General features: G+C 67.7%; 23 protein-coding genes and 5 pseudogenes. 13 read left to right on the forward strand and 15 right to left on the reverse strand.

What is annotated here, in order from left to right; translation table 11 throughout:
* The 6 genes and pseudogenes from OG302_RS42480 to OG302_RS42505 form a co-directional block, all read right to left on the reverse strand.
* A pseudogene (locus OG302_RS42480) lies at positions 1-1,544 on the reverse strand (hypothetical protein); the annotation flags it as partial.
* Between the two features lie 936 nt (positions 1,545-2,480).
* Complete coding sequence (locus OG302_RS42485; RefSeq protein ID WP_371750406.1) at positions 2,481-4,265, reverse strand: reverse transcriptase domain-containing protein; 1,785 nt, start codon at positions 4,263-4,265, stop codon at positions 2,481-2,483.
* Between the two features lie 662 nt (positions 4,266-4,927).
* Positions 4,928-5,704: pseudogene (locus OG302_RS42490) on the reverse strand (IS5 family transposase); the annotation flags it as partial.
* 65 nt (positions 5,705-5,769) lie between these two features.
* Positions 5,770-6,036: a transposase gene (locus OG302_RS42495; protein ID WP_371750407.1), complete on the reverse strand. Its 267-nt coding sequence runs from the start codon at positions 6,034-6,036 to the stop codon at positions 5,770-5,772.
* A complete protein-coding gene (locus OG302_RS42500) occupies positions 5,946-6,287 on the reverse strand; it encodes a winged helix-turn-helix domain-containing protein (protein ID WP_371750464.1) in 342 nt (113 codons plus the stop codon). The genes OG302_RS42495 and OG302_RS42500 overlap by 91 nt, the downstream gene beginning before the upstream one ends.
* 26 nt (positions 6,288-6,313) lie before the next feature.
* A pseudogene (locus OG302_RS42505) lies at positions 6,314-6,436 on the reverse strand (transposase); the annotation flags it as partial.
* Positions 6,437-6,990: 554 nt separating this feature from the next.
* On the opposite strand from OG302_RS42505, the gene OG302_RS42510 reads away from it, so the two are divergent.
* From OG302_RS42510 to OG302_RS42520, 3 genes are all read left to right on the forward strand, one after another.
* The gene (locus OG302_RS42510) at positions 6,991-8,241 is read left to right on the forward strand and encodes a hypothetical protein (RefSeq protein ID WP_371750408.1); all 1,251 of its coding nucleotides are present in this window, start codon (positions 6,991-6,993) and stop codon (positions 8,239-8,241) included.
* 466 nt (positions 8,242-8,707) lie between these two features.
* Positions 8,708-9,025, forward strand: coding sequence for a transposase (locus OG302_RS42515; protein ID WP_371750409.1), 318 nt, complete (start codon positions 8,708-8,710; stop codon positions 9,023-9,025).
* The gene (locus tag OG302_RS42520) at positions 9,022-9,261 is read left to right on the forward strand and encodes a hypothetical protein (RefSeq protein ID WP_371750410.1); all 240 of its coding nucleotides are present in this window, start codon (positions 9,022-9,024) and stop codon (positions 9,259-9,261) included. Before OG302_RS42515 ends, OG302_RS42520 begins: the two co-directional genes overlap by 4 nt.
* An 853-nt stretch (positions 9,262-10,114) precedes the next feature.
* On the opposite strand, the gene OG302_RS42525 is transcribed toward OG302_RS42520, so the two are convergent.
* Positions 10,115-11,881: an IS1182 family transposase gene (locus OG302_RS42525; RefSeq protein WP_371750411.1), complete on the reverse strand. Its 1,767-nt coding sequence runs from the start codon at positions 11,879-11,881 to the stop codon at positions 10,115-10,117.
* Between the two features lie 191 nt (positions 11,882-12,072).
* On the opposite strand from OG302_RS42525, the pseudogene OG302_RS42530 reads away from it, so the two are divergent.
* From OG302_RS42530 to OG302_RS42540, 3 genes and pseudogenes are all read left to right on the forward strand, one after another.
* Positions 12,073-12,402 (forward strand): annotated as a pseudogene (locus tag OG302_RS42530) (transposase family protein); the annotation flags it as partial.
* A gap of 334 nt (positions 12,403-12,736) precedes the next feature.
* A complete protein-coding gene (locus OG302_RS42535) occupies positions 12,737-13,204 on the forward strand; it encodes a transposase (protein ID WP_371750412.1) in 468 nt (155 codons plus the stop codon).
* Between the two features lie 92 nt (positions 13,205-13,296).
* The gene (locus OG302_RS42540) at positions 13,297-13,824 is read left to right on the forward strand and encodes a hypothetical protein (protein ID WP_371750413.1); all 528 of its coding nucleotides are present in this window, start codon (positions 13,297-13,299) and stop codon (positions 13,822-13,824) included.
* Positions 13,825-14,222: 398 nt separating this feature from the next.
* Here OG302_RS42540 and OG302_RS42545 read toward each other — a convergent pair whose 3' ends face one another.
* A complete protein-coding gene (locus OG302_RS42545) occupies positions 14,223-15,710 on the reverse strand; it encodes a hypothetical protein (RefSeq protein WP_371750414.1) in 1,488 nt (495 codons plus the stop codon).
* Between the two features lie 425 nt (positions 15,711-16,135).
* Between OG302_RS42545 and OG302_RS42550 the strand changes: the two genes are divergently transcribed.
* Both OG302_RS42550 and OG302_RS42555 read left to right on the forward strand, forming a co-directional pair.
* A complete protein-coding gene (locus OG302_RS42550; protein ID WP_371750415.1) occupies positions 16,136-16,729 on the forward strand; it encodes a TetR/AcrR family transcriptional regulator in 594 nt (197 codons plus the stop codon).
* A complete protein-coding gene (locus OG302_RS42555) occupies positions 16,726-17,562 on the forward strand; it encodes an alpha/beta fold hydrolase (protein WP_371750416.1) in 837 nt (278 codons plus the stop codon). The genes OG302_RS42550 and OG302_RS42555 overlap by 4 nt, the downstream gene beginning before the upstream one ends.
* Before the next feature lie 116 nt (positions 17,563-17,678).
* Here OG302_RS42555 and OG302_RS42560 read toward each other — a convergent pair.
* From OG302_RS42560 to OG302_RS42575, 4 genes and pseudogenes are all read right to left on the reverse strand, one after another.
* Positions 17,679-18,006, reverse strand: a pseudogene (locus OG302_RS42560) (hypothetical protein).
* 45 nt (positions 18,007-18,051) lie between these two features.
* Entirely contained in the window at positions 18,052-18,909 is an 858-nt protein-coding gene (locus tag OG302_RS42565; RefSeq protein ID WP_371750417.1) for a helix-turn-helix domain-containing protein, read from the reverse strand.
* A gap of 15 nt (positions 18,910-18,924) precedes the next feature.
* Positions 18,925-19,077: a DUF6879 family protein gene (locus OG302_RS42570; RefSeq protein WP_371750418.1), complete on the reverse strand. Its 153-nt coding sequence runs from the start codon at positions 19,075-19,077 to the stop codon at positions 18,925-18,927.
* Positions 19,047-19,676, reverse strand: coding sequence for a DUF6879 family protein (locus OG302_RS42575; protein WP_371750419.1), 630 nt, complete (start codon positions 19,674-19,676; stop codon positions 19,047-19,049). The genes OG302_RS42570 and OG302_RS42575 overlap by 31 nt, the downstream gene beginning before the upstream one ends.
* Before the next feature lie 173 nt (positions 19,677-19,849).
* Between OG302_RS42575 and OG302_RS42580 the strand changes: the two genes are divergently transcribed.
* Positions 19,850-20,053, forward strand: coding sequence for a hypothetical protein (locus OG302_RS42580; protein WP_371750420.1), 204 nt, complete (start codon positions 19,850-19,852; stop codon positions 20,051-20,053).
* Positions 20,050-20,193 carry a hypothetical protein gene (locus OG302_RS42585; RefSeq protein ID WP_371750421.1) on the forward strand — a complete coding sequence of 48 codons (144 nt, stop codon included), beginning with the start codon at positions 20,050-20,052 and terminating at the stop codon, positions 20,191-20,193. The genes OG302_RS42580 and OG302_RS42585 overlap by 4 nt, the downstream gene beginning before the upstream one ends.
* 375 nt (positions 20,194-20,568) lie before the next feature.
* On the opposite strand, the gene OG302_RS42590 is transcribed toward OG302_RS42585, so the two are convergent.
* A complete protein-coding gene (locus OG302_RS42590) occupies positions 20,569-21,105 on the reverse strand; it encodes a hypothetical protein (protein WP_371750422.1) in 537 nt (178 codons plus the stop codon).
* Between the two features lie 299 nt (positions 21,106-21,404).
* Between OG302_RS42590 and OG302_RS42595 the strand changes: the two genes are divergently transcribed.
* Positions 21,405-21,848, forward strand: a complete 444-nt coding sequence (locus tag OG302_RS42595) for a hypothetical protein (protein ID WP_371750423.1) — start codon at positions 21,405-21,407, stop codon at positions 21,846-21,848.
* A gap of 663 nt (positions 21,849-22,511) precedes the next feature.
* Here OG302_RS42595 and OG302_RS42600 read toward each other — a convergent pair.
* On the reverse strand, positions 22,512-22,991 hold the full coding sequence (locus OG302_RS42600) for a helix-turn-helix domain-containing protein (RefSeq protein ID WP_371750465.1): 480 nt from the start codon (positions 22,989-22,991) through the stop codon (positions 22,512-22,514).
* A gap of 136 nt (positions 22,992-23,127) precedes the next feature.
* Here OG302_RS42600 and OG302_RS42605 point away from each other — a divergent pair, with 136 nt between their 5' ends.
* Positions 23,128-23,274 carry a DUF6233 domain-containing protein gene (locus OG302_RS42605; RefSeq protein ID WP_371750424.1) on the forward strand — a complete coding sequence of 49 codons (147 nt, stop codon included), beginning with the start codon at positions 23,128-23,130 and terminating at the stop codon, positions 23,272-23,274.
* Between the two features lie 23 nt (positions 23,275-23,297).
* Positions 23,298-23,570: a hypothetical protein gene (locus OG302_RS42610; protein WP_371750425.1), complete on the forward strand. Its 273-nt coding sequence runs from the start codon at positions 23,298-23,300 to the stop codon at positions 23,568-23,570.
* Between the two features lie 47 nt (positions 23,571-23,617).
* Here the strand turns inward: OG302_RS42610 and OG302_RS42615 are convergent, their stop codons facing one another.
* Positions 23,618-24,010 (reverse strand): hypothetical protein, encoded by a 393-nt coding sequence (locus tag OG302_RS42615; protein WP_371750426.1) that lies wholly within the window; start codon positions 24,008-24,010, stop codon positions 23,618-23,620.
* Positions 24,011-24,019 lie beyond the last annotated feature (9 nt).

A 24,019-nucleotide genomic window follows, 5' to 3' on the forward strand; every position in this document is an offset into this window, starting at 1 on the left:
TATTGCTCAAAGGAGAAGAACGAGGGGACCTCGGTGTCCGGGTCCCGCTCCGACAGGGCGTTCGGCTCGACGACCGCAGAGGCCGTCAGATCCCGTGCCAGCTCCCGGGGCAGATGCACCGCGATCCCGGCGTCCGCCAGCGCGAGCGCACCACCGCTATCGAGAAGGTCCAGGAACTCGTCGTCGTCCAGCGGCAGTACGTCCGGCACCGGCTGGCACAGGATCCGGGCGAGCGGCGGCCATGCCCGGGCCGCCCGCCGCAGCTGGTCGCCCACCTTCTCGCGCGCCCTCGACCCGAAACAGTCCACCGCACCACTCCACACCTCGGCGGCGTCCGCGAGCAGCAGCGGATCGGCCAGCGAGTGCACCTGCACCACGGCCCGCACCACCGGCAGGCCATCCGCATCGCCCGCACTGGTACCGTCGCCCGGCCGCTCACCGCGGGGGTCCCCGTCCGGATCGTCGCCGCCAAAGCCCGCGTGCTCCCCGCCCACCGGGCTTGCGGACCAGGCCTCCTCGTACGGCTCCTCGCCGTACGACGCCTCCTCGCCAACTCCCCGGCCGTACCCCGCACGCCCCGGCAGTTCCACCCGGAGCGAGATACGCACCCCCCTGTCGCACCCCTCGGCGATCCGGGCGGCCCAGGCCCGCAGCTGAGGCACCTGCTGCGGTTCCGATGCGGCGAACGGCCGTACGCCTGCCGCCGCGGCCGCCGCCGCGGTGCGCGGCAGCAGGTCGGCGACGGCGTCCAGGAACGTCCGCAGCCGCGGGTACGGCTCCGGCAGCAGCGGGCGGCCCCGTGCACCCCGCGCTCCCGCCGGCTCCAGCGGGACCCCGTACGCGGCGACCGGCAGCGCCGAGGCGAGCGCCCGCACCCATGCCGCATCCTCCCGTGTGAAGGGCCCGAGCCGCCAGACGTCGTGCCCGCCGCCGCTCACACCGGGCAGCAGCAGCCCGCGCCCCGCCATATGCAGGGCATACAGGGCGGCGTGCCGCCACGCCTCGGCACTGTCGCTGCGCCGGGGGCCTCCCCCACCCGACGAGCCAGTGGAAGCAAGAGGCGACGCGCCATCCTCGCCCCGCGCCACCAACAGGCGGGGAAGCACCTCGGCCAGCGGCCGGGCCACGGCCGGGACCGCGCGGCGGCGCGCGGCCCGCCCATGCGCCACCACGATCTCGACATCCTGGACGGCGCCTGCGGGAAGTCCCACCGGAAACCTCGCGGCCCCCGACGCGTGAAAGGCCATCTGCCCGCAGCGCGACGGATCGCCTGGCAGGAACACCGCCTCGCAGCCCAGCAGCGCCGCCCAGTTCTCCTCGGTCAGCCGCGGGGGCGGCGACGCCACCACTGGACGCGGCGCCCGCTTTGGGTGATTCTCGCCCGGCACCCCGTCGGCCCGGACATCGCGAGCCTGCGCCGGCAGACGCCCCGTGCATACCGCCACCGGGGTAGGAACCTCGTTCCACGCCTCGTCGAAGTACTGCGCACCGAGTTCGCTGCCGTCCTCGTCGTCCATGGTCACTACCCGGAAAATGGTGGCCACACGCCCTCCCATCCGGCCGCACTGCCGCTGCGCCGACCGCTTCGTCCTGCCGTGGGAATTCTACAGACCGGGCCGCACCATCCTTGACAAACCACAGAGGAACCGATAGGTGCGACCGCGCCGAGCCTGCCAGATGCGTTCGATAGTGACGACGGGCAAGCAAGGCGGCATCCGGCTCAAGCCTCTACGGACCACCTATTGAACCCGCACTCCGCCCGGCTGCCGGCCAGCCCGCCAAGACGCATCTGGCAGCACCCCCGCCGCCAACGGCGCAACGAGCCTGATTTTCAGCAAATTTCCGCAACGCCAGACCTCGGAAACTGCCCCTACCGACCAGCGCGACCTGCACGACCAGCCACTTAAGGCCCCATCAGAACGAGCTTCACGAGCGCTATTTCAGCGTCAAGATAGCTGAGCCCGCAAATTCAGATTCCCCCTGATCACGAAGCGGCCACTTACACCGATGCGGGTCACTGAGGGACGACCGCGGCGAGGGCCCTTCTTGACTTCATGCATCCAGTGATTGCGCGGTGGCGCGGCACCACACCACCTCTACTGAGCTTTCGGTCTGGGTGTCGTCAAGGTGAGTCCGGTTGCGCCGAGGCATCCGTCGATGACGTCGCTGCGGTATTGGGTTGCTCGGAGAGTCCGCCGCAGGACGCACATCAGGTGGCTCGGGTCGGTGAAGGCGATGCTGCTCCTGGCCTGCGCGGCGGACCAGTGACCAGATGCCTTCTGATGTAGTTGAGTGCATACGGCGGCAGTTGGAAGGAGACGATCCAGTCACATGAGGCAATGAAGGTGCGGAGCCGAGCATCACGGTGCACGTTCAGGGTGAGGTAGGCCGCCGGCGAGGTGCCCGTGGATCGGGTCCTTTTCCGTCGGCCCCCTCCCGAACCGTGCAGGCGGCTTTGACCGCACACGGCTCTCCAGTGATCACTTCCGGGGAAGAGGTGAGCCCCGTCCTGCATGGATGTTGTGGTGGCAGGCTGAGCAGACCACCAGGGTCTTGCGTCGCCGTGCTGCCATCAGGGTCATCCATGGCGGCCGATCTGGCCGACCGGGCCTGTTGAGATCGGCGAGTTTCCGCAGGTGGTGGACTTGAAGTCCCTTTCCTGCGCCGCAGATCTCGCATTTCCCGGCGAGGAGCCTATGGATCAACTCGTTACCAGGGCTGGCCATGGTCGGTCGTCGGTCGGTCAGGACGGCGGTGCGCTTGCGAATGAGCGGGTTCCCGCCGAAGCGGGCGACTAGTGGGTTCCTTCCCGCCTCGCGCTGCACCACGGCCTCAAAGCAGATCCGGGGTCCGACCGGGGTGCTGATGGTCGCCTTGAAAGCGCGGGCCATCACCGGAACGGTGGATCGGTGCTTCGCGGCCAGGGTCTTGAGCATTGATGTCTCCATGACCCAACGCAGCGTGCTCAGGCGGAATACATCCTGTGCGAGCAGGTAGTACTGGACGAACCCTCGGTATTCGGCACCGTACTTCCCGACGATGGTGAAATCGCTGTCGTGGAAGAGCTGTCCGCGTGCCGCAGGCTTCCCGTTTCTCATGTAGCGGGCGCATCGTTCACGAGTCACCGCGTTGGGCACATACAAACCCATGACGCCGTTGACTGCACGGCGGCCGCGAGTGAGTTTCGTGTCCTCGTGCTGGACCCGTATTTCATAGCCGAGGAACCGTGCCGCCTGGCTGGCGGCATGGGTAATCAGTGTCTTGGACTCCGAGAGTTCCAGCTTAAGTTCATCGTGCAGGAACTTCTGGATCCGCGACTTGATCTCCTTGGCCTCGTGTTTGGGACCAGCGAAGCCGAGCAGCCAGTCGTCGCAATACCGCACGTACTTCAGCCGTCGAAACCCCGGGTCTTTCGGGTCGCCGCTCGGCAGCCTGCGGCGCTGCTGTTTCAGCAGCTTCACCGTATCCAGGTCACCACGCCGTTCGGCCTTCTCGATCTGGGACTTGTTGGCCACGTAGGCCGGGTTCTTGCGACGGGGGCTGCCCCGGTTGTATTCGGGCAGCAGGTCTTGTTCAACGAACTGGTCGAGGCGATCCAGGTAGATATTCGACAAGATCGGGGACGCCGTGCCGCCCTGTGGGGCGCCACTGAGCGTGGCGTTCCATTTCCAGTCCTCCAAATACCCGGCTTGCAGCATGCGCTCGATCAGCAGCAGGAACCGGCCATCGTGGATCTTCTCCGCAAGCACCCCAACCATGATCTTGTGGTCGAGGGAGCCGAAGCAGTCGGAGATGTCACCTTCGATGAACCAGTGCGTTCCGGTCCAGGCCGTGGCCACCTCGCGCAGCGCGGTGTGGCAGCCCCGGTCCGGCCGGAAACCGTGGGACCGGTCGGAGAACTGGACGTCGTAGTACGCCTCAAGCAGCAGGCGGACCACCTCGGCGACCAGCTTGTCCGACCAGGACGTCACGCCCAGCGGACGCAACTTCCCATTCTTCTTCGGGATATAGACACGTCTGGCCGGTGACCACCGATACGATTCCGAGCGCAATGCGCTGATGATCGTGTCGATTTTGGCCAGGGACCTGCCGTCCACGGTCTCCCTGGTGGTCCCGGGCGTCATCGCACCCTTGTTGGCGTAGATGCGTCCGTAGGCCATCAGGAACAACTGCGAGTTGAACAGCTGTCGATACAACCTCTCCAGCGGTAGGCCACGCCTGCCGCGTTCCCGGATGACGCCCAGGACTGTTTCAGCGTCCTGCATTTCGCAGACCTCCCAGCACGGACATCACAATCAGCCTGTGCCCCTTCGCCCTGTGGTCCGGTTTTCCCGGCCTCCCTGACAGGTCGTTACTCCTGCGACTACTACGGGCACTCCGTCACCTTGGGGCTCGCGCCCTTTAGGCGATCCCGTGGTACGTCTTCGCTGTACGTATCGAGCGCGACGTAGGCCGCCCACTCATCTCCTTGGCCGCCCTCGCTGGACGGCGTCCAACACCGTGGAGGCTGCCCGACCGGGACAATCAAGGTCGGGCACGGTGCGGCGTCGGTATCAGGCATCATTCCGACGGGTGGATCTTTACACCACAGAAGATTGGGCTTCAGGCAATCCAGCTTTGGCCATATCGCGCGGGCCTTGCAATGCGCCGCCTCGGACGCCTCCGGGCGGCCACCGCTTTCCGGACATGCTGTTGTCCCCCTCAGCTTTCGCCTCCAGGTAAGTCCAGTGACCCAGGAATGTTCCTCCAAATTCCTCCCGAGTGAGTCGGGGATACAACGAAGCGCCTCACGGCGCACTTGTCCCAGACCCACACGACGGGGGTACCGAGCTGCAGGTGCACCATGCGGATGAAGTCCCGGTAGTCGTGCCAGGCGAAGGTCTTACTGATGGTTTCAGAATGAGGTTCGGAGTCGTCTCAAGCAGATGATGCTGCAGGCAAGTTGGAGGAGACCCAGGTGGAGGTCTGCGCGTTTCTCGTAGCGGATCCGCAGCCGTTTGAACTGGTGAAGCCAGGCAAATGTGCGCTCCACGACCCAGCGGATCTTTCCCAGGCCGGAGCCGTGTGGGGTGCCTTTTCTCGCGAACTTGGGTGTGATGCCGCGAGCCCGCAGAAGACGGCGGTACTTGTCGTAGTCGTAGCCACGGTCCGCGAACAGCCGCCCTGGCCTGTGGCGCGGCCGCCCACGGAGACCACGGATGCGGGGCATCGCATCCAGCAGGGGCATCAGCTGTGTGACATCGTGGCGGTTCCCGCTGGTCAGCGAGACGACCAGCGGAGTGCCGTGCCGGTCGACGATCAGGTGGTGCTTGCTGCCGGGCCGGGCCCGGTCGACCGGCGAAGGTCCGGTGTGAGCCCCCCTTTCAGAGCTCTCACGTGCGAGCCGTCGATCGCGGCGTCGTTCATGTCCAGCAGACCCGCGGCACGCAGTTCGGTCAGCAGTACCTCGTGCAGTTGTGGCCAGACACCGGCCTCGGGTCCAGTCCCGCAGTCGCCGCCAGGCCGTCACGCCACTGCAGCCGATCTGTTCCGCGGGAACGTCCCGCCAGCTCACACCTTTGCACAGCACGTAGACGATGCCTCGCAGTGCAGCCCGGTCATCCGCCGGCAACCGCCCCGGATACCGATGCCGCCGAGGCGGCCGAGCAGGTAAGAGCGGGGCCACACGTTCCCACAAGTCATCAGGCACAAGTTCAGCAGCCACCCAACCAATCCTGCCGAGACAACACTCAACTGCCAAGCCCCACAACGAATGTCATTCTGAAACGGTCAGTTAGGCTCGCCCTTGCGGCCGCGGTGGACGTGCAGCTTGAAGAACATCCGCGGCCGGTGGCCGGGCTTGAAGCACACCGCGCCGACGATGTTGACCCGGCCGCCGCGACGGCCAGCCACCCGCACCACCGGTCTGGCCCCGCGGGGCGCCCAGGTCCGGCCCCTCGGCGGGATCAGCGACTGGCCGCTTTCGTCCGCAAAGCAGATGTGGGCGCCCCGGTCGTGCGCGGTACTTTTACCCGCGGCCACAGCTCGGCCTTCCACACCTCGATCGCCGCCTCGTCTCGTTCCAGCGCCCGCCGGACCGGCACCTGGCAGCTCCAGCCGTGCCGCTTGAGCAGCCGCCACACTTCAGCGTCCAGCCCTGCTCCTCGTCGTCGAAGCCGTGCGCCAGCGGCCCTCTCTTCAACTCCGACTCCAGCCGCTGCCACTGCCACGGGGAGAGTTTCTCCACCGCCATCGGCCCCGCCGACGCCCGGGCTGTGACACCGCCCTGCCGCCAGGCCGCCCGCCACCGGCGCACCGACCGCTCCGTCACCCGCAACTCGATCGCGATCTGCGCCGTGGCAGCCCCGGCCTCGAACGATTTGGCGGCCTCCAGCCGCACGGTCTCCCGCTTCACCTGCTCAACAGGCGTCAACCCGCCCCCTTGCGCGTACCGCATGAGGACGTCGTACCGCAGGGATCACGACCCGTCACCCCCGCCCGGACATCACGGATTCAACCTGAGTAGTGCTTCAGCCCCACAGGGATTCCGTTCTCCCAGACCCTCAAGATCCAGTGTTTACGGTTTCCAGCTTTCAGGGGGGAACACCCCTCGTGCAGGCGAGGGGAAACGACGGGTGGCGCACCTATACCAGAGCGAGGAATTGAACGGGACAGGAAATTGGAGCAGGGAATCGGCGGAAGGAAGCGTTGTTAAACCGCCCTTGCTTCTCTCTCCCCCCACACGGTGAGGGCTTCGCCGTTGCCTGTGCGCTAGCCCGACGCGTCCTGAGGGCGTGTGCGGAATCCCACCGACCCCACCCGGAAGGTAACACCACCATGACAACCCAATACGATGCGGCATTCTCCGCGCCGGCAGTCCAGACCCCTTGGGACAGCGGAGGCCCTTACCCGCCCAGCCTGTACTGCATCTCCGGTAACTCCTACGACCGCTACTCCTGGACCGGCACCAACCGCCCCTGGTTCGGCGACGCGCCCGACAGTCCCAGAGGAATGCTCCTGGGGAATAAAACCCCCGGAGGCCAGACCACGAACGGCCTGCTGGGCCACTGGAACCCCTGGACCTCCGTCGACGCCGCCCTCTGCGTGGACGTGAACAACGTCTTCCTGTTCAAGGGAAACGAATGCATCATCCTGCCCCTCAACCAAGCAGGCAACTACAAAGACACCGACCCCACGCCTGAAACACACACCGCCGTCACCGACCCCGTCCCCATCGCCACACAGTTCGGATACACGGGAACACAGGACACGGCAACCTTTCCCCTCCCCAAAGTCGACGCAGCCTTCCTCACCGCAGGCGGCACCAACATCTGGTTCTTCGGCGGCGACCAGTGCTACTGCATCGACGCCACCACCCACACCCCCATAGACCACTTCAGCAGCGGTGGAGTCCCCATCACCCTCCCCATCCGCGACCAATGGCAAAACCTCCCCGACGACCTCAAAAACGGCCTCACCTGGGCCGCCCCCACCCTCAACTCAGACGGTGTCGTTCAGGACAGCGCAGCTCTGGTCACCCGCGACAGCGCAAACCGTGACACCGGAAGCATTTGGGCCACAGTCACCGTCAGCACCAACAACACAACCGCAAGCGGCGCCTACGGCATGCAACTCTTTACCGACCCCGGCAACCACCCTCCCTTCACCGTCCCCGCTGGCGTAGACACCGTCAAGGTGTACCTCTGGGGACCCGGCGGCGCCGGCGGCACCGGCGGCTATGGACACCACGGCGTCACCGGCGACGGCGGCGCCGGCGGCAACGGTGGCAGCGGTGTATACCTCTTCGACACCCTCACCGTCGACTCAGGCGAGGAAGTTGCTTGCCACGTCGGCCAACAGGGCGACTACACCAGCGTCAGCGTCAACACGAACACCATCCTCATCGCCCCTGGCGGCGGCGGTGGTGGTGGCGGCGGCAGCAACGGCGTCGCGGGCGCTGGCGGCGCGGTGGCGGCAGCAGCGGCGCCGACGGCAACGGCGGCAACGGCGGCGCCGACGGCGGCGGCGGCGGGAGCACTGACGGCGGGGGCGCCTACGGCGCCGGCTGGGCGCCGTACCGCGGCGGTGACGGCAGCACCAACGTCGGCGGCAACGGCGGCGGTAGCAATGGCGGCAGCGGCGGCGGTGGCGGCGGCGGCCAGGGCTCGGTCAGAGGCGCGGACGGCGGCGGCGTCGGCGGCGGCGGCCACGGTGGCGGCGTCAATTCCGGTGGCGGTGGCGGCGGTGGCGGCGCCGGCATGACGGCGGCCACGGTGGCGGTGGCGGTGGCGGGGGCGGGGGTGGCGCCGCACGGGCCCCGGTGGTGGCGGCGCCGCGGGCAAGCCACGCGTGCAGTCCAGCACCCAGGTCGGCTGGGGCTCTGGCGCCACGCCCGACGGCAACCCGCCTAAGGGCGTAGCCACTGGGCGGATGCGGCGGCCGCGCGAACTTGGACGGTACTGACGGCCCCTACGGCGACAATACCGGCATCGACAGCGGCGGCACCGGCGGCACCGGCGGCACCGGCGCCGCCCAGCTCGTCTGGTGATCGATGATGGTGCTCGTTGTTGAGTGATGCTGAAGGCTTGACGAAGGCGACGCCACTACGTTCACCACGGCCTCGGGGGTCTGACGGCCGCCGAGGCCATCGAACCTGCGATGAGGATCACCACGGGCCTAACGTTCCCTTTGGGGCGCCCCGAACTTTCCGGGTAGTGGTCCCACTAAGGTGGGTCTGTTGGGAAAGGGAAGTCGGTTGTCGCAGAAACGCAGGAAGTTCACTCCCGAGTATCGGGAAGAGGCCGTGAAGATGGTGATCGAGACGTCGCGTCCGGTCGCCCAGGTCGCCCGGGAACTCGGCCTTGTTGAAGGCACGCTCGGGAATTTGGTCAACACATATCGCCGTGAGCACGCCGGAGAGAAGCCGCCCCTCACGGTGGATGAGCGGGCACGGCTCCGCGAGCAGGAACGCGAACTGAGGGAACTGCGGCAAAAGGTCGCCTTCCTGGAAAAAGTCGCAGCGTACTTTGCCAAGGATCCTCGGTGAGCGACAAGTTCGAGTTCATCGATGCCGAGTACGCGACATCCACCACGAACATGGCAGAGATATCACCGGTCGCGAAGATGTGTGACTGGCTGGAAGTGTCCCGCTCCGGATTCTACGAATGGCGGCGCCGACCGATTTCGGCGACGGCCCGGCGACGGGAGGATCTGAAACTGCTGATCACCAAGTCATTCGAAGATTCTGACGGCACCTACGGCGTCGCAGGGAGCCCCGCATGATGTTGGGTTGCCAAGGCGCCTGCCCTGTTAAGAGGCCGAGTGGCGGTGTCTGCAGGCGGCCGGTCTATTCGAACAAGGGATGCGGCAGAGCAAGGTCGCGGAGTTCTTTGGTCGCCCAGCGGCGTCTGCGCCACGTTGGCAAGGGCTCCCTGGTCACCTTCGACGCGAACCTGTACTCGGTTCCCGCCTGCAAGGTCCGCCCCACGCCAACTGGGAGGTCCCGGCCACGGAGCCCCAGTCACGCGGCGCTCCACCGCCCCCAGCCCCGACGGCGAGACCCTGCTGGCCGCCCGGGCGGTCGGCTGCGGCGCCCGCATCGTCGATGGCGGGCACTCGGACGGCCTGCCCGTTGGCGTCGGCCAGTGCGTCACTACCGGAGACAGCCCGCCTACCGTAATCCCCGGTTCCGCCGGGAGGAACTCGGAAGAAGGTTCCTGGGCCAGATAACCCGGGCCTTGGACCACTCCGAGAACCGCCGGTGTGCAGTGGCTCCGGACGGGCCGAACGACGCCGACGGCACCCCCGTCTACGTGGCGATGGCCGTGACCGTTGAGGGCACTCGCGACATCCTCGGCATCTGGACCGGAGCCCATCGGAACGCGCAGCACATCGCAGGGGGCCGGCGGCTGATCTCAGGTTCGGCCATCCTTCTTCATACCGTTGGCCTTCATTTGTGCGCTCACAGCACGACTCTTCGCTGCACGAAGAAGGCGCAAGATGTCCTGACCCTGCACACCGTCCACCGTGGCGGCCACTTCGCTCATTGGCGGATGCACGTTGGCCGTTCCGCATTATGGACGGGGTGTAGCAATTTAACGGCCCTGTCTCACTTTCGGGATGCTGTTGGTGATCTCTAGGTGGGCAAGACTCGGCAGAGTTGCCGGAATCTGCTGACTGGCTTGGTTCGGGCCGGCAGTTCGCTGCTGGGCGGGCCGGATTGGCTGAGCCTGAGGATGTTGGCTCCGGCGGCCGTGAGGACGTGTTGGACGTGCGTCTTCGTGATCCCGCGGTAGCGGCAGCGGCGCAGGCCGTGGGCGTGGACAGTTTCAGAGACGGTGGCCTCGCAGCCGGTGCGGATCGCATAGTGCCGCTGCCATGGCTCGGTGTCCTGCTCGCGCCGGACCCGGGTCTGGATCTCCTGCAGGCGCTGGGGCAGGAGAGTGATGTGGCGAGCTCGGCCGTCGATATTTCCGGTGCAGGCGAGCCGGTCTTCGCAGGCCCGGCAGGCGGGCTTGGGGAACAGCACGGACAGCCGCTCATGCTGGTCGCTCAGGGTGGGCTTCCACGGGTGGCTGGTGATTCCGCGGGGACAGGTCAGGGTGCGGGCCTGCCAGTCGGGGATGAAGTCGGCTTTCGTGAAGCCGGGATGATCCTGAGCCCGGGGGTCAGCACGGACCGGCCCAGTCAGGGTGATTCCATGAACGCGGGCGGCCTGCTCGATGGACTCGGGCGAGATATATCCGGCATCGACGAAGTGCTCCAGACCCGTGAACTGCTGCCGGGCCAGACTCTGGTGGATGGCCTCGAGCGCATCGATGTCCTGCTCGGGAGCGGGCCTGGTCACCACGGTCACGATGACACTCGGGCCGCTCTCGGTACAGCTCTCGCTCTGGTGATCGCGGTAGCCGATCCAGTTCTTCGTCCCGGCCGCGGTGAGCTTGCGGCTGTAGCGGGCTTGAGGGTCGTGAGGGGAGACGATCTCGGTGCTGGCCCATGGGACACAGGCCGTGGCCGGATCGGGCCGTCCGTCCGTCGATGGAGGAAGGTCTGCCCGGCGGGGCATGCTGCGCCGGCTCAGCCGGTCTTTGGTGGACTTCGGGGCCCGCCACCTCAGTTGGCCCTCGGCATCGTGCCAGTACTGCTGGACCCACACCAGACGCAGCGTCTCGACCTGCGTCAGCGTCCGTATCCGTGGTGGGGCACCGTCATCGAACACGGCCCTCAGCAACCAGAGGCCGTCCCTGCCGACCTGCAGCGCGTACTCCTCCAGGGCCGCCTTGCCCTTGGGAAGCCGGTGGTAGAAGGCCGGTCGCCCGTAACGTTCTGCCCAACCCGGCAGGATCAACGGTGCCAGCCATTCCTCATACTCGAGGGCGAGTTGCTCCAGCGCGGATCGCAGGGTCTCGGTGACGAGCTCGATCCGGTTCAGCGTCCGCACTGCGCCCAGCACGTGGGTCGAGTCCGTCCGGATCCGGCCACCGCGTCGCTTGACCAGCCCGGCCGCCACAAGGTGGTCCACCATCACGGCCAGCAGCCGGTCAGCCCGGTCTCCCTGGGCCATCCGGTCTCGGAACTCGCTGAGCACGGAGTAGTCGAATCCCGAATCGTCAAGATCCATCCCGAGGCAGTACTTCCAGTCCAGTCGGCAGCGGACCGCCTCGGCGGCCTGCCGGTCGGTCAGATTTTCCGCATACTGCAGCACCGGCACCATCGCCAGCCGGGCCGGCGACAGACCCCGCCGCCCGTCGGCCGGGAACCAGTCGGCGAAATCCTCGTCCGTGAACAGCTCGTCCAACCGGTCCCGCACCCACATCGCCGCCGTGCCCCGCGGATTACTCGCCCGGGCCACCCGCACCGTCAACGCCGGAATCGACTGCCCCGAACCCACACCCATCGACATCGCGGTCACCCCTCCGACCGCCGGATCCGCCCCGCGCTACCAGCGCAGCACACCCCACAACCGAGCGACAAGACTCCGCGCGGCTTCACACTGCCGACCGAAGATCACCAACAGCATCCATTCGGTGGTTGCGGAGAGTTGTGAGGGTCGTTGACCTTCTTGTCATGGGTGTCAACGAGCTCGTGCAGGCAATGTTTTCGGGTCTGTCCCCGCTGGTCATGGAGGAGGTGGCCGACGAGGGCGAGCGGATCGTGGTGCGGGCCCGGACGCCGCTGGACACCGCGGTCTGCCCGGTGCGCGGGGCCTCGTCGGGCCGGGTGCACGGCTCTCACTGGCGGACGGCGGCCGACGTTCCGGTCGGCGGCCGACGGGTGGTGGTCCGTGTGCGGGTGCGGCGTCTGGTGTGTCCCACGCGCGGCTGCCTGCATACCTTCCGCGAGCAGGTGCCCGGGGTGCTGGACCGATACCAGCGGCGTACCACCCGTATGACCAGGCAAGTCAAGGCCGTGGTCGCGGAGTTACCGGTAGTTCGTTAAATCCGGTGGTCGTATGGGTTGACGGTGGTGCAGGTGGGCCGTAGGCCGGTAGTAGGAGTCAACTGCTCTGCTGGGAGCCGAAGATGACTGCTCGCCGTCCGTGTCCGCCTGCGCCGGGGCCTTTGGAGGAGTACGCGGCCCGGTTCGATGACCTCTTCTTCAGCCTGGCACAGCGGCGGGGGTTTCGTGAGTACCTGACGGGGCTGCTCGCGCCGCGGGACCGGAACAAGACGATCACCTGTCTGGCAGGCGCGGAGCCGGTGGCCGGCGCGGGGATGCCGGGGGTGCAGCGGCTGCAGTTCTTCCTGTCTGAGTCCCCATGGGAGGCCGGAAGGTCAACAAACGGCGGCTTGATCTGCTTCGCGAGCAATCGGCGACGGCTCCGCACGACGGCGGGGTCATCGTGATCGACGACTCCGGGGACCGCAAGGACGGCACGGCCACCGCCAACGTGGGCCGGCAGTGGCTGGGCCGCCTGGGGAAAACCGACAACGGCATCGTCACAGTGACCACGGTATGGACCGACGGGCGTGTCTACTATCCGCTGCACGCACAGCCGTACACGCCCGCCCGCCCACCACTTCACCCGCGGCCGGTCCGACCCGACCTTCCGCACCAAACCGCAGATCTCCGCCGCTCTCACGGTCCGGGGCAAGGAGGCGGGCTTCGGCTGCCGGGCGGGGGTCGCCGACTGCGCCTCCTCCGTCAGCGACGACTGGTATCTCGCACTACGCGAGGCTGGCCTGCCCTACGTTCACCGGCCATCCCGGCGACTGGACACCGGTAGAGCGCCGTTTCCGCGACGGACACACCCAGACCGGGTGGGCCGCCGACGCCCGGCTGGGCGGTTATGGCCCCGACTCCCCGTGCCGCCTGGTGGTGGCCATCACCGATCCAGCCACCCTGCCGGAGAAGGCCACCTGGTACCTGGCCACCAACCTGCCCCACCCCGACGCGGTCTGCGCCGCCACCAGTCTGCACCCGCCGGCCGACCTCACCGAGATCATCCGCCTCTACGGCCTGCGCCCCTGGATCGAGCAGAGCTACAAGCAGATCAAGGACGAACTCGGCTGGGCCGACTTCCAAGTCCGCTCCGACCGTGCCATCCGCCGCCACCAGACCCGGGTCAACTGCGCCTTCTCCTTCTGCTGGGACCAATGGTTCGCCCCGCCCGGCCCCGTGGACGCCACCGCGCCGGACCCGTGTCCCAGCCAGGGGCCAGAGAGGGGGCCCAACCGAGCCCCACCGGACCCAACCGCCCTGCTGGCCCAGGGCGTTACGGGCGATCCGTTCCTGGCTCGCCCCCGCCATCGCCCTCAACCACTGGTGGCGAGCCTGGACGGACAAGGACCCGCCCTCCGAGCTCCAGGCCCTGATCGACGCAGTCACCACCGGACACGGCATTGACCTATACCGCCGGATTTAACGAACTACAGGTAACAAACCACCGCGACCGCCTGAATCTGCGGCTTCACCCCGCACGGCCGGGTCGAGGGCCGACGCGCTCGACCCGGCCAAAACTCTGTACACACCTCTGCATTTGAGCAGCCCGTACTTTGCTCTGCAGATGAGGTAGTACACCGACAACCAACGCCGAATGGGGCACTCAGCGCACCGCGCTTGCCTTCGCTGGCTTGCATGCACAGTGCACACATACGGACGCCTGGAAACGGGGCTGCCCCGACCGTCCGCAAGGACCCGTCCAAGGAGGTCTCCGTGAAGATCGACGAGGCCCCTGGCCGTCCGGGGAGGAGACCTTCCGGCCTGTGGGCTTGCAGTCTGGGCGACCGTTGGCCCTGCAAGGGTTACCAGCTGATGCGAGCGGCGCCGTTGCCTCCGCTGGGTTTGCTGGGGGTGCCGCCGAACCCTGCTTTGCCGTCAAGGCTCATGAAGGGGGTGCTCGGGTTTCTGTCGGCGCAGGGTTCGCACCGGGCTCCTGACGGATACAAACTGGGCCCCTGGGCGCCTCCGCCGCCGCCCCCGCCGCCAGAACCGCCGTCGCGGCCTCCTGTTCCGCCGCCACCAAAACCACCGACACCGCGGCCACCCCCTCCTCCTCCACCGCCGCCTGCGCCGCCGCGGCTACCGAAACCGCCTGGGCCGCCGGCCTGCCCGGCGCTGCCGGCACGGCCGCCGAAGCCGCCGTCGCCGTCGCCTCCGGTGCCGCTTTCGTGGGTCGAGGTGTCGCCTCCAGGACCGCCGAAGCTGTTGCCGTCCTCGCCTTTGCCACCGCTGCCGCCTCCGCCGGAGCCGCCTCGGCCGCCGCCTCGGCCGCTGGCGCCATTCGCGCCACTGCCGCCGGCGCCGCCGCCTCCACCGGCGATGTGTGTGGGGCTCTGGGCAGGATAGGAGGTGTAGTCGCCGGGGGTACCGAGGTGGATGTTCACTGAGCCAGTGGGCGCGTGGCTGATGATTTGCGCGATGTAAGCCCCCGCACCGCCGTTGGCGCTGCTGCTGCCGTTTCCTCCAGGTCCCCAGAGCTCGAGGGTGATCTGCTCTACGTTGTCGGGGATGTTGATGGGCGGCTCGTTGGGGTCAGTGATGTAGGGGAAGGACTTCTGGGTGCTGGGGATGACGGGGCACCAGGTGGTGTCGGTGACCAGGTGTGCGCTGTCTTGGACGACACCGTCGCTGTTGAGGGTGGGTGCGGCCCAGGTGAGGCCGTTTTTGAGGTCGTCGGGGAGGTTTTGCCATTGTTGGCGGATGGGGAGGGTGATGGGGGCTCCACCGCTGCTGAAGTGGTCTATGGGGGTGTGGGTGAGGGCGTCGATGCAGTAGCACTGGTCGCCGCCGAAGAACCAGATGTTGGTGCCGCCTGCGGTGAGGAAGGCTGCATCGACTTTGGTGAGGGGGAAGGTTGCCGTGTCCTGTGTTCCCGTGTATCCGAACTGTGAGGCGATGGGGACGGGGTCGGTGACGGCGGTGTGTGTTTCAGGCGTGGGGTCGGTGTCTTTGTAGTTGCCTGCTTCGTTGAGGGGCAGGATGATGCATTCGTTTCCCTTGAACAGGAAGACGTTGTTCACGTCCACGCAGAGGGCGGCGTCGACGGAGGTCCACGGGTTCCAGTGGCCCAACAGGCCGTTCGTGGTCTGGCCTCCGGGGGTTTTATTCCCCAGGAGCGTTCCTCTGGGACTGTCGGGCGTGTCGCCGAACATGGGGCGGTTGGTGCCGGTCCAGGAGTAGCGGTCGTAGGAGTTACCGGAGATGCAGTACAGGCTGGGCGGGTAAGGGCCTCCGCTGTCCCAGGGGGACTGGACTGCCGGCGCGGAGAATGCCGCATCGTAGGTGGTCATGGCGCTGTTCCTTCCGGTCGGAGATGGTGCGGGCGTCGGACCGCTCCCGCATGGTGTATGGGGCTGCAGCACAGACAGCGGCCAAGCCCTCACCCGGTGAGGAAGGGGGAAGAGTGGATCATTAGCGGTTCCCTTCGCTGATGGGCCGCTCCAACCTCCCGTCCTGTCCTGGTATAGGTGTGGCCCCCGCCGGATGCCCTCGCCCTGCACGACAGCCACTCCGCCGTCCGCATGCGAATCGGGGCCTGGCCATAGGGCCCGCAGGATGCAGCGGCTCCGGACCGGTGTGGTGGTCGCCGGCGCGGTGGTGAGCGCGGGTATCGGTATCGCGGGGCCGTATGTGGCCATGCGCGGTGATGTCTCCTGCTTGCCATCCCTAGGGCTTCTAGGTTAAACCTAGGACCCCTAGGCAATGAGGAGGGTGCATGGCGCGGGCAGGGCTGACGGCAGAGCGGGTGACGATCGCGGGCGCCGAGTTGGCGGACGAGGTCGGACTCGACCAGGTGACCATGTCGCAGTTGGCTCGGCGGCTCGGCGTGAAGGATGCGAGCCTCTACACGCACGTCCGCGGCCTGGAGGATCTGCGCGGACGAATCGCACTGCTGGCGGCGGACGAGAAGACCATCCGTATCGCGGAGGCGACCTCCGGGCGGGCGGGCAAGGACGCGCTGGTCGCGTTTGCCAACGCCTGGCGGGAGTACGCCCACGAGCATCCGGGGCGCTACGCGGCGACGCAGACCCCGATCCAGATCGACCCTGAGCTGGCCGCAAAGGCGCCCGGACCGCAGCGCGCAGGCGAGCTGACCTACGGCATATTGCGCGGCTACGGACTGGTCGAACCCGACCTGACCGACGCGGTCCGGTTGCTGCGCAGCACGTTCCACGGATTCGTCGCCTTGGAGGCCGCGGGCGCGTTCGCACACGAGCGTTCGCCGCAGCACTCCTGGATCCGCGCACTCGACGCCCTGCACTCCCTCCTGGAGCACTGGCCCCCGTCCCAAGAAGGAGACTCTTCATGACCGATCCAACCATCGGCAGCCTGCGCGTGAACGGCGCGACCCTGCACTACGAAGTGCGTGGCCAGGGCCCGCTCCTGCTGCTGATCCCCGGAGGGGCGGGGGGCGCGGCCTCCTTCGACGGCATCGCCGACGACCTGGCCGTCGAATACACCGTCGCGACCTACGACCCGCGCGGCATGTCCCGAAGCGCGCTGGACGACCCCGAAGCCGAGCAACGCGTGGCCGAGCACGCCGACGACGCGTTGCGGATAATGGACCTGCTGTCGCCCGGTGAGCCCGCCCGGGTGTTCGGCTCCAGCTCGGGCGCGATCACCGCGCTGCACCTGCTCACCGTTCGCCCCGAACGCGTCGAGCGCCTCGTGGCGCACGAACCGCCGCTGGTGGAAATCCTGCCGGACGCCCCCGAACATCGCGCGCTCATCGCACGCGTGCAGGAGGCCTTCCGCTCCGAGGGGCTCATGCCAGCGATGGCCGTGTTCGCCGCCGGCATGAAGAAGGACGGCGACACCGCCGAGCCGAAGGCCGAAGTCAAGCTGCCACCGCAGGCGGCGGCACGGGCCGAGCGGACGATGGCCAACCTGCCCTACTTCGTCGGGCGCATCGTGCCCAGCTTCATGTCCTACGCTCCGGACATCCACCGGCTGGAGGCACTGTCGGACCGATTCGTGCTCGCCTGTGGCCAGGACTCACGCGGCGAGCTGATCTACCGTCCGGCCGCCTTCCTGGCCGAGCATCTTGGCACGGAACTCCGGCACTTCCCCGGCGGGCACACCGGCCTGACCACGCACCCCGCCGAGTTCGGCGAGCTCCTCCGGCAGGCATTTCGAGCCTAACCCCGAATCACTGGATGCAGAACATCGAGTGGACTCCGCCGCTGTCAAGGGCGGCCGATGATGGCGTGGCGATGCACGACATCGGGCGGGCTCCATGGTGGCGATGCCCGGCATCGTCACCACAACCAGGCGTTGGAGTGCCGCACCCGGGACAGGGGACAGGGCGCGGGCGTCGCGGCGCGCGGCCGCGTTACCGATCCGGTTCTGCCGGGACCGGGGCCGGCGCGACTGCGCGGCGGCGAGGCTGCGCTTCCCGGCGTTCTGGAGCTTCCGCCGCTGCCCGCAGCTCCTTCTTCTTCGCCGCCTTCGACTTCGGGCTTCCGGGGGCGCTTCCAGATCGGCTGCCACCCCAGGGGCTCCTCGGACTCATGCTCCTGGTCGTCGTCGAGCGCGGCGGACATCTCCTTGGCGGCAGCGCGGGCGCGGGCGCTTGGCGCGACGCACCGACGGGTGACGGGCGGGCGTTCGAAGCTGCGGTCCGCCGCCGTATCAGCGCGGGATCAGGGCGCGCCTGGCCACGTTGATGACGTTGTGGGCGTCGGCCCCGTACACGGCGGATTCCTGCAGGGTGTTCCAGACGCGCAGGTAGGTGGAGACGCTGTCCGCGTCGTCGATCCAGAGCTCTGCGTGCCAGTCTTCGACGATGGCCAGGCGTTCGTCGTAGACCCAGAAGCTGTTGCCGGGGAAGATCTTCAGCGAGGCGCTGAACGGGATGACCCCGAGTTCGACGGTGTCCAGGCCGATGGCCCCCGCCAGATGATGGAGCTGCGAGGCCAGTACGGACGGGGGGCAGACCAGCGAGCGCAGCGCCCCCTCCCACATCATGATCCGATACTTCCAGCCGCGCTGGTATAGACCCTCCTGGCGCTGGATCCGGGCACGTACTGCGTCCTCGGTGTCGCGTGGGGAGCGCATGAGTTCGGAGTGGCGGGCGAAGACGTGGCGGGCGTAGTCCGGGATCTGCAGCATTCCGGGGATGAGACAGTTCTCCCAGATGGTGAGGACCTCCGTCCGCTCCCCCTCCGCCGCTGCCGCGTCCTGCACCGTCTTGTGCCCTGCCGACAGTTGGCGGCGCCATGAGCGGATGTGCGACTCGAATCCTCTGAGCCGGGCCAGGAGTTCGTCGTACGTCTCGGGCTGCCCGGTCCCCTGCGCCCACGCCCGGAGATCCTCGGAGGTCGCGGTTTGCCGGCCGTTTTCCAGCTTGCTGACCTTGACCTTGGACCACCCCGGGCCGAGGCGGGTCGCGAGCTGCGTACCGGTGAGCCGACCCTCAGGGGCGGAGAGCCGCAGTTCCCGGAGCCGAATTCCGAGATCCTCACGCGCCTGCTGATAGTCCGTGCTCACCGGTACTCACCTGCTCTACTCCCCCGCTGCCATCCGTGCCACGAACTCCGGGTAGGGGACGGCATAGTGCATGGCGGCATCACGCCACCGGTTGTACTGGTTGACCCGTGCGGGCTCCGAGATCAGCTCCACACCCGTCAGGTCTTCCGCCTCGTCCCAGAGAGGCACAGGGCCACGATGTGTGAGTCGAAGATCCAGAAGTCTTCGTCGGGCAGGTTGTGGCGCTCCGCGTCCTCGCGCCTCATGTTCCGTACCTCTTCGCCCAGCTGGGCGTTGTGTTCGGCGTGCGCGGGGAGATAGCGCTGTCCCTCGGTCGGCGGGTTATCGATGCGCACACGCGCGACGCTCACGCCGTCTGCGGTCTTGGCGCTGATGGTGCGCGCCCACGGTGAGGCCATGTCCCACGTCGGCCTCTCGCCCCGCACGAACTGCTGGTAGGTGCTGGTCTCCCTGTCGACGGCGTAGCCGCGGGCCATCTCCAGGTGCCATGCGCTGTGCCGGAAGTTCTCGAACATCCGCGCAAACTCTTCGGGGGTGAGGATGCGCGGCTCTTCCTCGCGATCCTTCGGTCCGAAGTCGATCAGGGTGTCGCGCGGGATGACGACCGGGATCTCGTCTTCGTCGATGTGCTGCAGCTGGGCGAGGGCCTCAGGGTCGGTGAGGCGCGGCCCGTGCACGATGATCTCGCCCGTGTCCAAGTCCTCATGCACTGCGGGGCAGGAACCGCCACCACTTCCCGTGCCGTTGAAGCGCAGCCGTCGCGCCATGATCAGTTCCTTTCGTCGAGGACTGATCCATCCAGCATCACCGAGGCCAGTGCACTTGCGTACGGACCTTGGCAGGCCTCCGTGGATAACATCGCGCAACTCCGTCAGGGGGTCAAGAAACTCCGAGAAACTCCCCTGGTACGCCTCAACCTGCCGTCCGTAGCGTCGAATTCATGGCTCCTGGACACGACCGCGATGTGATCGACCCGTACACCGCGACCGAGACCCTGCGCGAGGCGCTCACGACGGCCGGCATCGTGCTCCCGTCCCTGGGCACCGACGGCGCATCGCCCTACCTGGGCCTCGTCACTCAGGGGAACATCCGGGCCGACGTGGCACTAAAGCTCGCCGACACGCTGCGCCGAGGGTGCGCATGACCCAGCAGCCGCCCCCGGACACCGACGCCCTGGTCCTCGACACCGCCTCGCCCGCACTACGGCCCGTAGACCTCGGGCGGGTGCGCTCCGACATCGCCGCCCGCCTCGCCCAAACGATCCAGACAGGAGTCCGCACGTAAACGGAACCGAGAAGCCGGCCACAACCCTCAGCCACGGCGAACTGCCCTATCCCCGCGGCACCCTCGTTCGGGACACGCTCTCGGAGCGCACCGGTCTGCTCACCGGCGTCCTCGAGGAGCGGCTCAAGACGCCGGGCAACCTGGTCAGCAGGCAGGCGTTCATGGTGCCGGAAGGCGGCGGCATCGAATGGGACCCACCGCTGGACCGCGTGAGGCCCGTGGAGGCCGGAGACACCGCGTAGACCTCATCGACCAGCGCTAATCAAGGCCAGCCCACGGGTTCTGCCGAGGCGCCCGCCAGCACCGAGGTGAGACCCCGCACGATCGGCACTTCACCCAGCGCACCGTCGGCGATCTGGCGGCGGAGCAGACAGCTCAGGAAGCAGCGAGCGTCGTGACGGGCCTGGAGGCCGAACGCGGACCCCGGCGCCCCGGCATCCTGGCCGTCACCGGCGCCTCGCTCCCCAGGGCCTGTTCACGAGTCTGTGCTCCCTTGCTGCGGCGCAGCACCGCCTGGGCGTACAGGCACTCCAGTTCACCGGCCTGGGTACGCAGGCTGTCGGGTGTCGAGCCCGGATAGTCCTGGAGAATCTTCCACCCGCTGTACCAGTGGGCGCTGTCGACGCTCGCGGGAAGGGCCAGGGCGGCGGCTTCGAAGGCCGCGAGTTCGGCGAAGCTGCCCTGTCTCTCCCTTGAAAGGGCGGCCAGCCAGATTTTCAATGCCGCCGCTTTGCGGGGGCGGTCGCTGAATCGCGCGCTGAGCTTGCGGAGGCGTTTGGCGTGCTGGTGCAGGAGGAACGTGCCGAGCCGCGTAGCCAGAGCGCGGGCGCGGGCGACCTCGCCAGGCGTCAAGTATCGGCCCAGTTCGGTGAGTTCCTGATCGCAGAGGCCTTCAGAGGGCTTGGTGTGCACGACCCGTATTGTGCTCCGCCTGACTCCCGACTGAAGGCAGCGCCACACCCGCGCCCGGGCCCCGCGGGCGGTACCGTCCAACGGTGCCGACGGGCGGCCATCGGCTTCGGCGAGGGCGCCGCGGCGTGACAGCTTCCGGTCCGTCCGGGTGATCAGGGGCCACGACTCCAGATTCAGGGCGCGCGGCCCCTCTAGCCTGCGACCATGGACTCCACCCCGATGCCCGAGCCGCTGCGCCGGGCGATCCACCACCTGGTGCTGCGGTACACCGAGCCGACCAGGCGCACACCTGGAAGCGGATGACGCTGTACCGGGCCACGGACGCGGCGGACACCATGAACATGGTGGCCATGCTGATCGCCGCGTACTGCGAGCGCACCGGCATGGCAGCTCACACGTTGGACAGCTACCTCCAGGTCGGACAGCAGGCGATCCGGGCTCACGGCACGGACGAGGAAGACCGTTCGCACGTGGCGGGCCTGCTGGGAGAGGCCCTCTCATATGAGGCGATGCGGGCGTCGACGAACCGGATGCGGTACCACCGGGGCCAGCGCCAGGCAGAGCAGGCGCAGCAGCCCGAGGACGACCCGCAGAAGCTGTTCACCGTGGCATGCCTGCACGGGCTGAAGGCGCGGCTGTGCGACGACGTCGACTCGCTGGACAGCTACCTGCCGCCGCAGGTGGCCGCGATGGCCCGCAAGGTGGCCGAAGCTCTCGAAGTACCGGAGCTGGCGACGACGTAACGGCGGAGTCGCACCGTCGTTGGACAGCGCACCCATAGAGCCGGGCCCCTGGTGTCATGGCTGATCCCCCGGGGCCCGTGGTGTGTCCGACTCCGGGTCGGCCAGTCCTCTTCGGTCTCCTTTGGCGACGACCCCGGCGGCGGCTTCAAGAGAATTCTCTTCTTCACAAGGAAGAAGAGAGGTGCCAGCGGCCTTCACACCCTTCCAATGTGCACTGACCTGCAAGAACGCTGTCGGTTACCCGATCACGCCGGCAATCACGCTGGTACCTACGCCGGTACCAGGGCCGGGCGTGGTCGGGGCTACTCGGTGGTGTGGTCGGGATCGGGGAGTTGGGGCGGGAAGTGCCGCTCCAGGATCTCTGTCCACCAGTGCAGGACGACGAAGCCAGTGCTCGGCCTGGGCCTGGACCAGTTCGCTCAGCGCGTCGATGAACGGCTGGGCAGGCGCGTCCGGCTCGATCGCGGCGGCCGCCTGCTGGACGCGGTCGTGCGCTGCCGGGAAGACGCCCTTGGCCCATGTGTCCTGTTCCCTGACCCGCTGTGGTGTGCGACTGAAGATCTTCGATTACGCCTGGGGCGCGGTCTGCTGCTTGAGGCGTTCGTAGGGAGTCTGGCCGCCGCGGCATCCCCGGGGCCATCGAGGCGAGTGGTTCGATTAACTTCACGTCGATCTGGACGCGGGGGCCGGGCAGTTGCTTCTCGTACCGCTTCCCTCTGCGGTCGTGGCGCTTGTACCGCTGAGAGGTCGGCAGCCGGCCCATGGCGAGGCGGTCGAGGATCCGCCACACCCCCGACTTGCTGATCGTGACATCGTGGTGGCGCTTGAGGTACATCGCGATCTTCTCGGGCCCGAAGTGGTAGTTCTGTCGCAGGTAGATGATCTTCCCGACGGCCTTGACGTGGGTGGCATTGGGGCTGTGCTTCGGTGCCCTCGAGCGGGTGCGCAAGCCTCGATGCCCTCGGGCTTGTAGCGGCGGTGCCAGCGGTAGTACGTCTGCCGGCTGATCCCGAAGTACCGGCAGGACAGGGCGACGTTGCCGCTGACCTCTTCGACATGACGTATGGCGGCCAGGCGCCGCTTCGCCTCACGGTCAGAGAGGGCGTCTTCGACATGTGGATCTCCTAGTGATCGGAGACCCAGGTGTCAACGATGATCGTGAGTTTTAGATCACAATCTCGGACGCGGAACGGCGCCAGGCCGAACGGATCCGCGGCGAGCGGGCCCGGCCGCTGCCCCGGATTGGCTCATCGAGCAGGGCCTCGACGGACGCGCCCCGGTGTACGTCCACGTCGGCGTCTGCCACATGGCGGGGAAGCGGTCGCGCGGTGTCACACGCGAGCAGGCGTGGCGTGGACTCACGGTGGACCAGATCAAGGCGTGCCCGCACTGCCGACCGGACACCGACCTCGGGGTGCTGGAGTGACCACTGCGGCGCACTCTGGAGACATGGCGAGCGCTCCGATAGTCGTGCACCCGCCGCTCGGTAGCGGCGGCCGGCGGGTGGTCGTGCGGGGGCGGATCCTCGGCCTCGCGCACTCGGACGCGGACGTGATCGAGTTCCTGCGCCGTGCCGGGCTGCCGGATGCGGAGGGGCTCCTCGACGACCCGGCGTGGGTGAAGTGGCGTGGAGGGCGCGCGCACCACTACGAGGCTGCACGACGGTCCGCGCCGACGAGTGTCGCGTCTCCCGCATCCACGCCCATCATCGCAGTATCGTGACGGCCCGCCCCTGGTGGGGAGCGGGCCGGCAGGCCTTCTTGTCTGGCTTACACGAGCCCGACGGAGGCGGCTCCCCCCACTGCCGCGACGGCATACCCGAGCGCCTGCTGCCACACCGCGAGCGTCCGCGTGTGCCCTCGTGTGGCCATCACCATGATCGAGTTTGCGGCAAATGCGGGAATGAGAATGCCGCAGAGCGCGAACGTGCCGACCGTCGGCAGGCTCCACTCCACAGGCTTCAATGCCACGCCGAGGGCCAGCGCCAACGCCGCGACGGCATAGGTCACCAGCGGCACCAGGCTCTGGTCATCCCGCTCGTCCGGGGCCGGCCCTTCCTTCTTGTGGTGCTTCCAGTGCCGCCGCTCTGTGCCGAACCGCGACCACACCATGAGGATGACCTCGGCCGCCAGAACGATGTAGGCAATGTATTCGATCGTCATTGGACCACC

This window comes from Streptomyces sp. NBC_01283 (genome assembly GCF_041435335.1).
GTDB lineage: Bacteria > Actinomycetota > Actinomycetes > Streptomycetales > Streptomycetaceae > Streptomyces.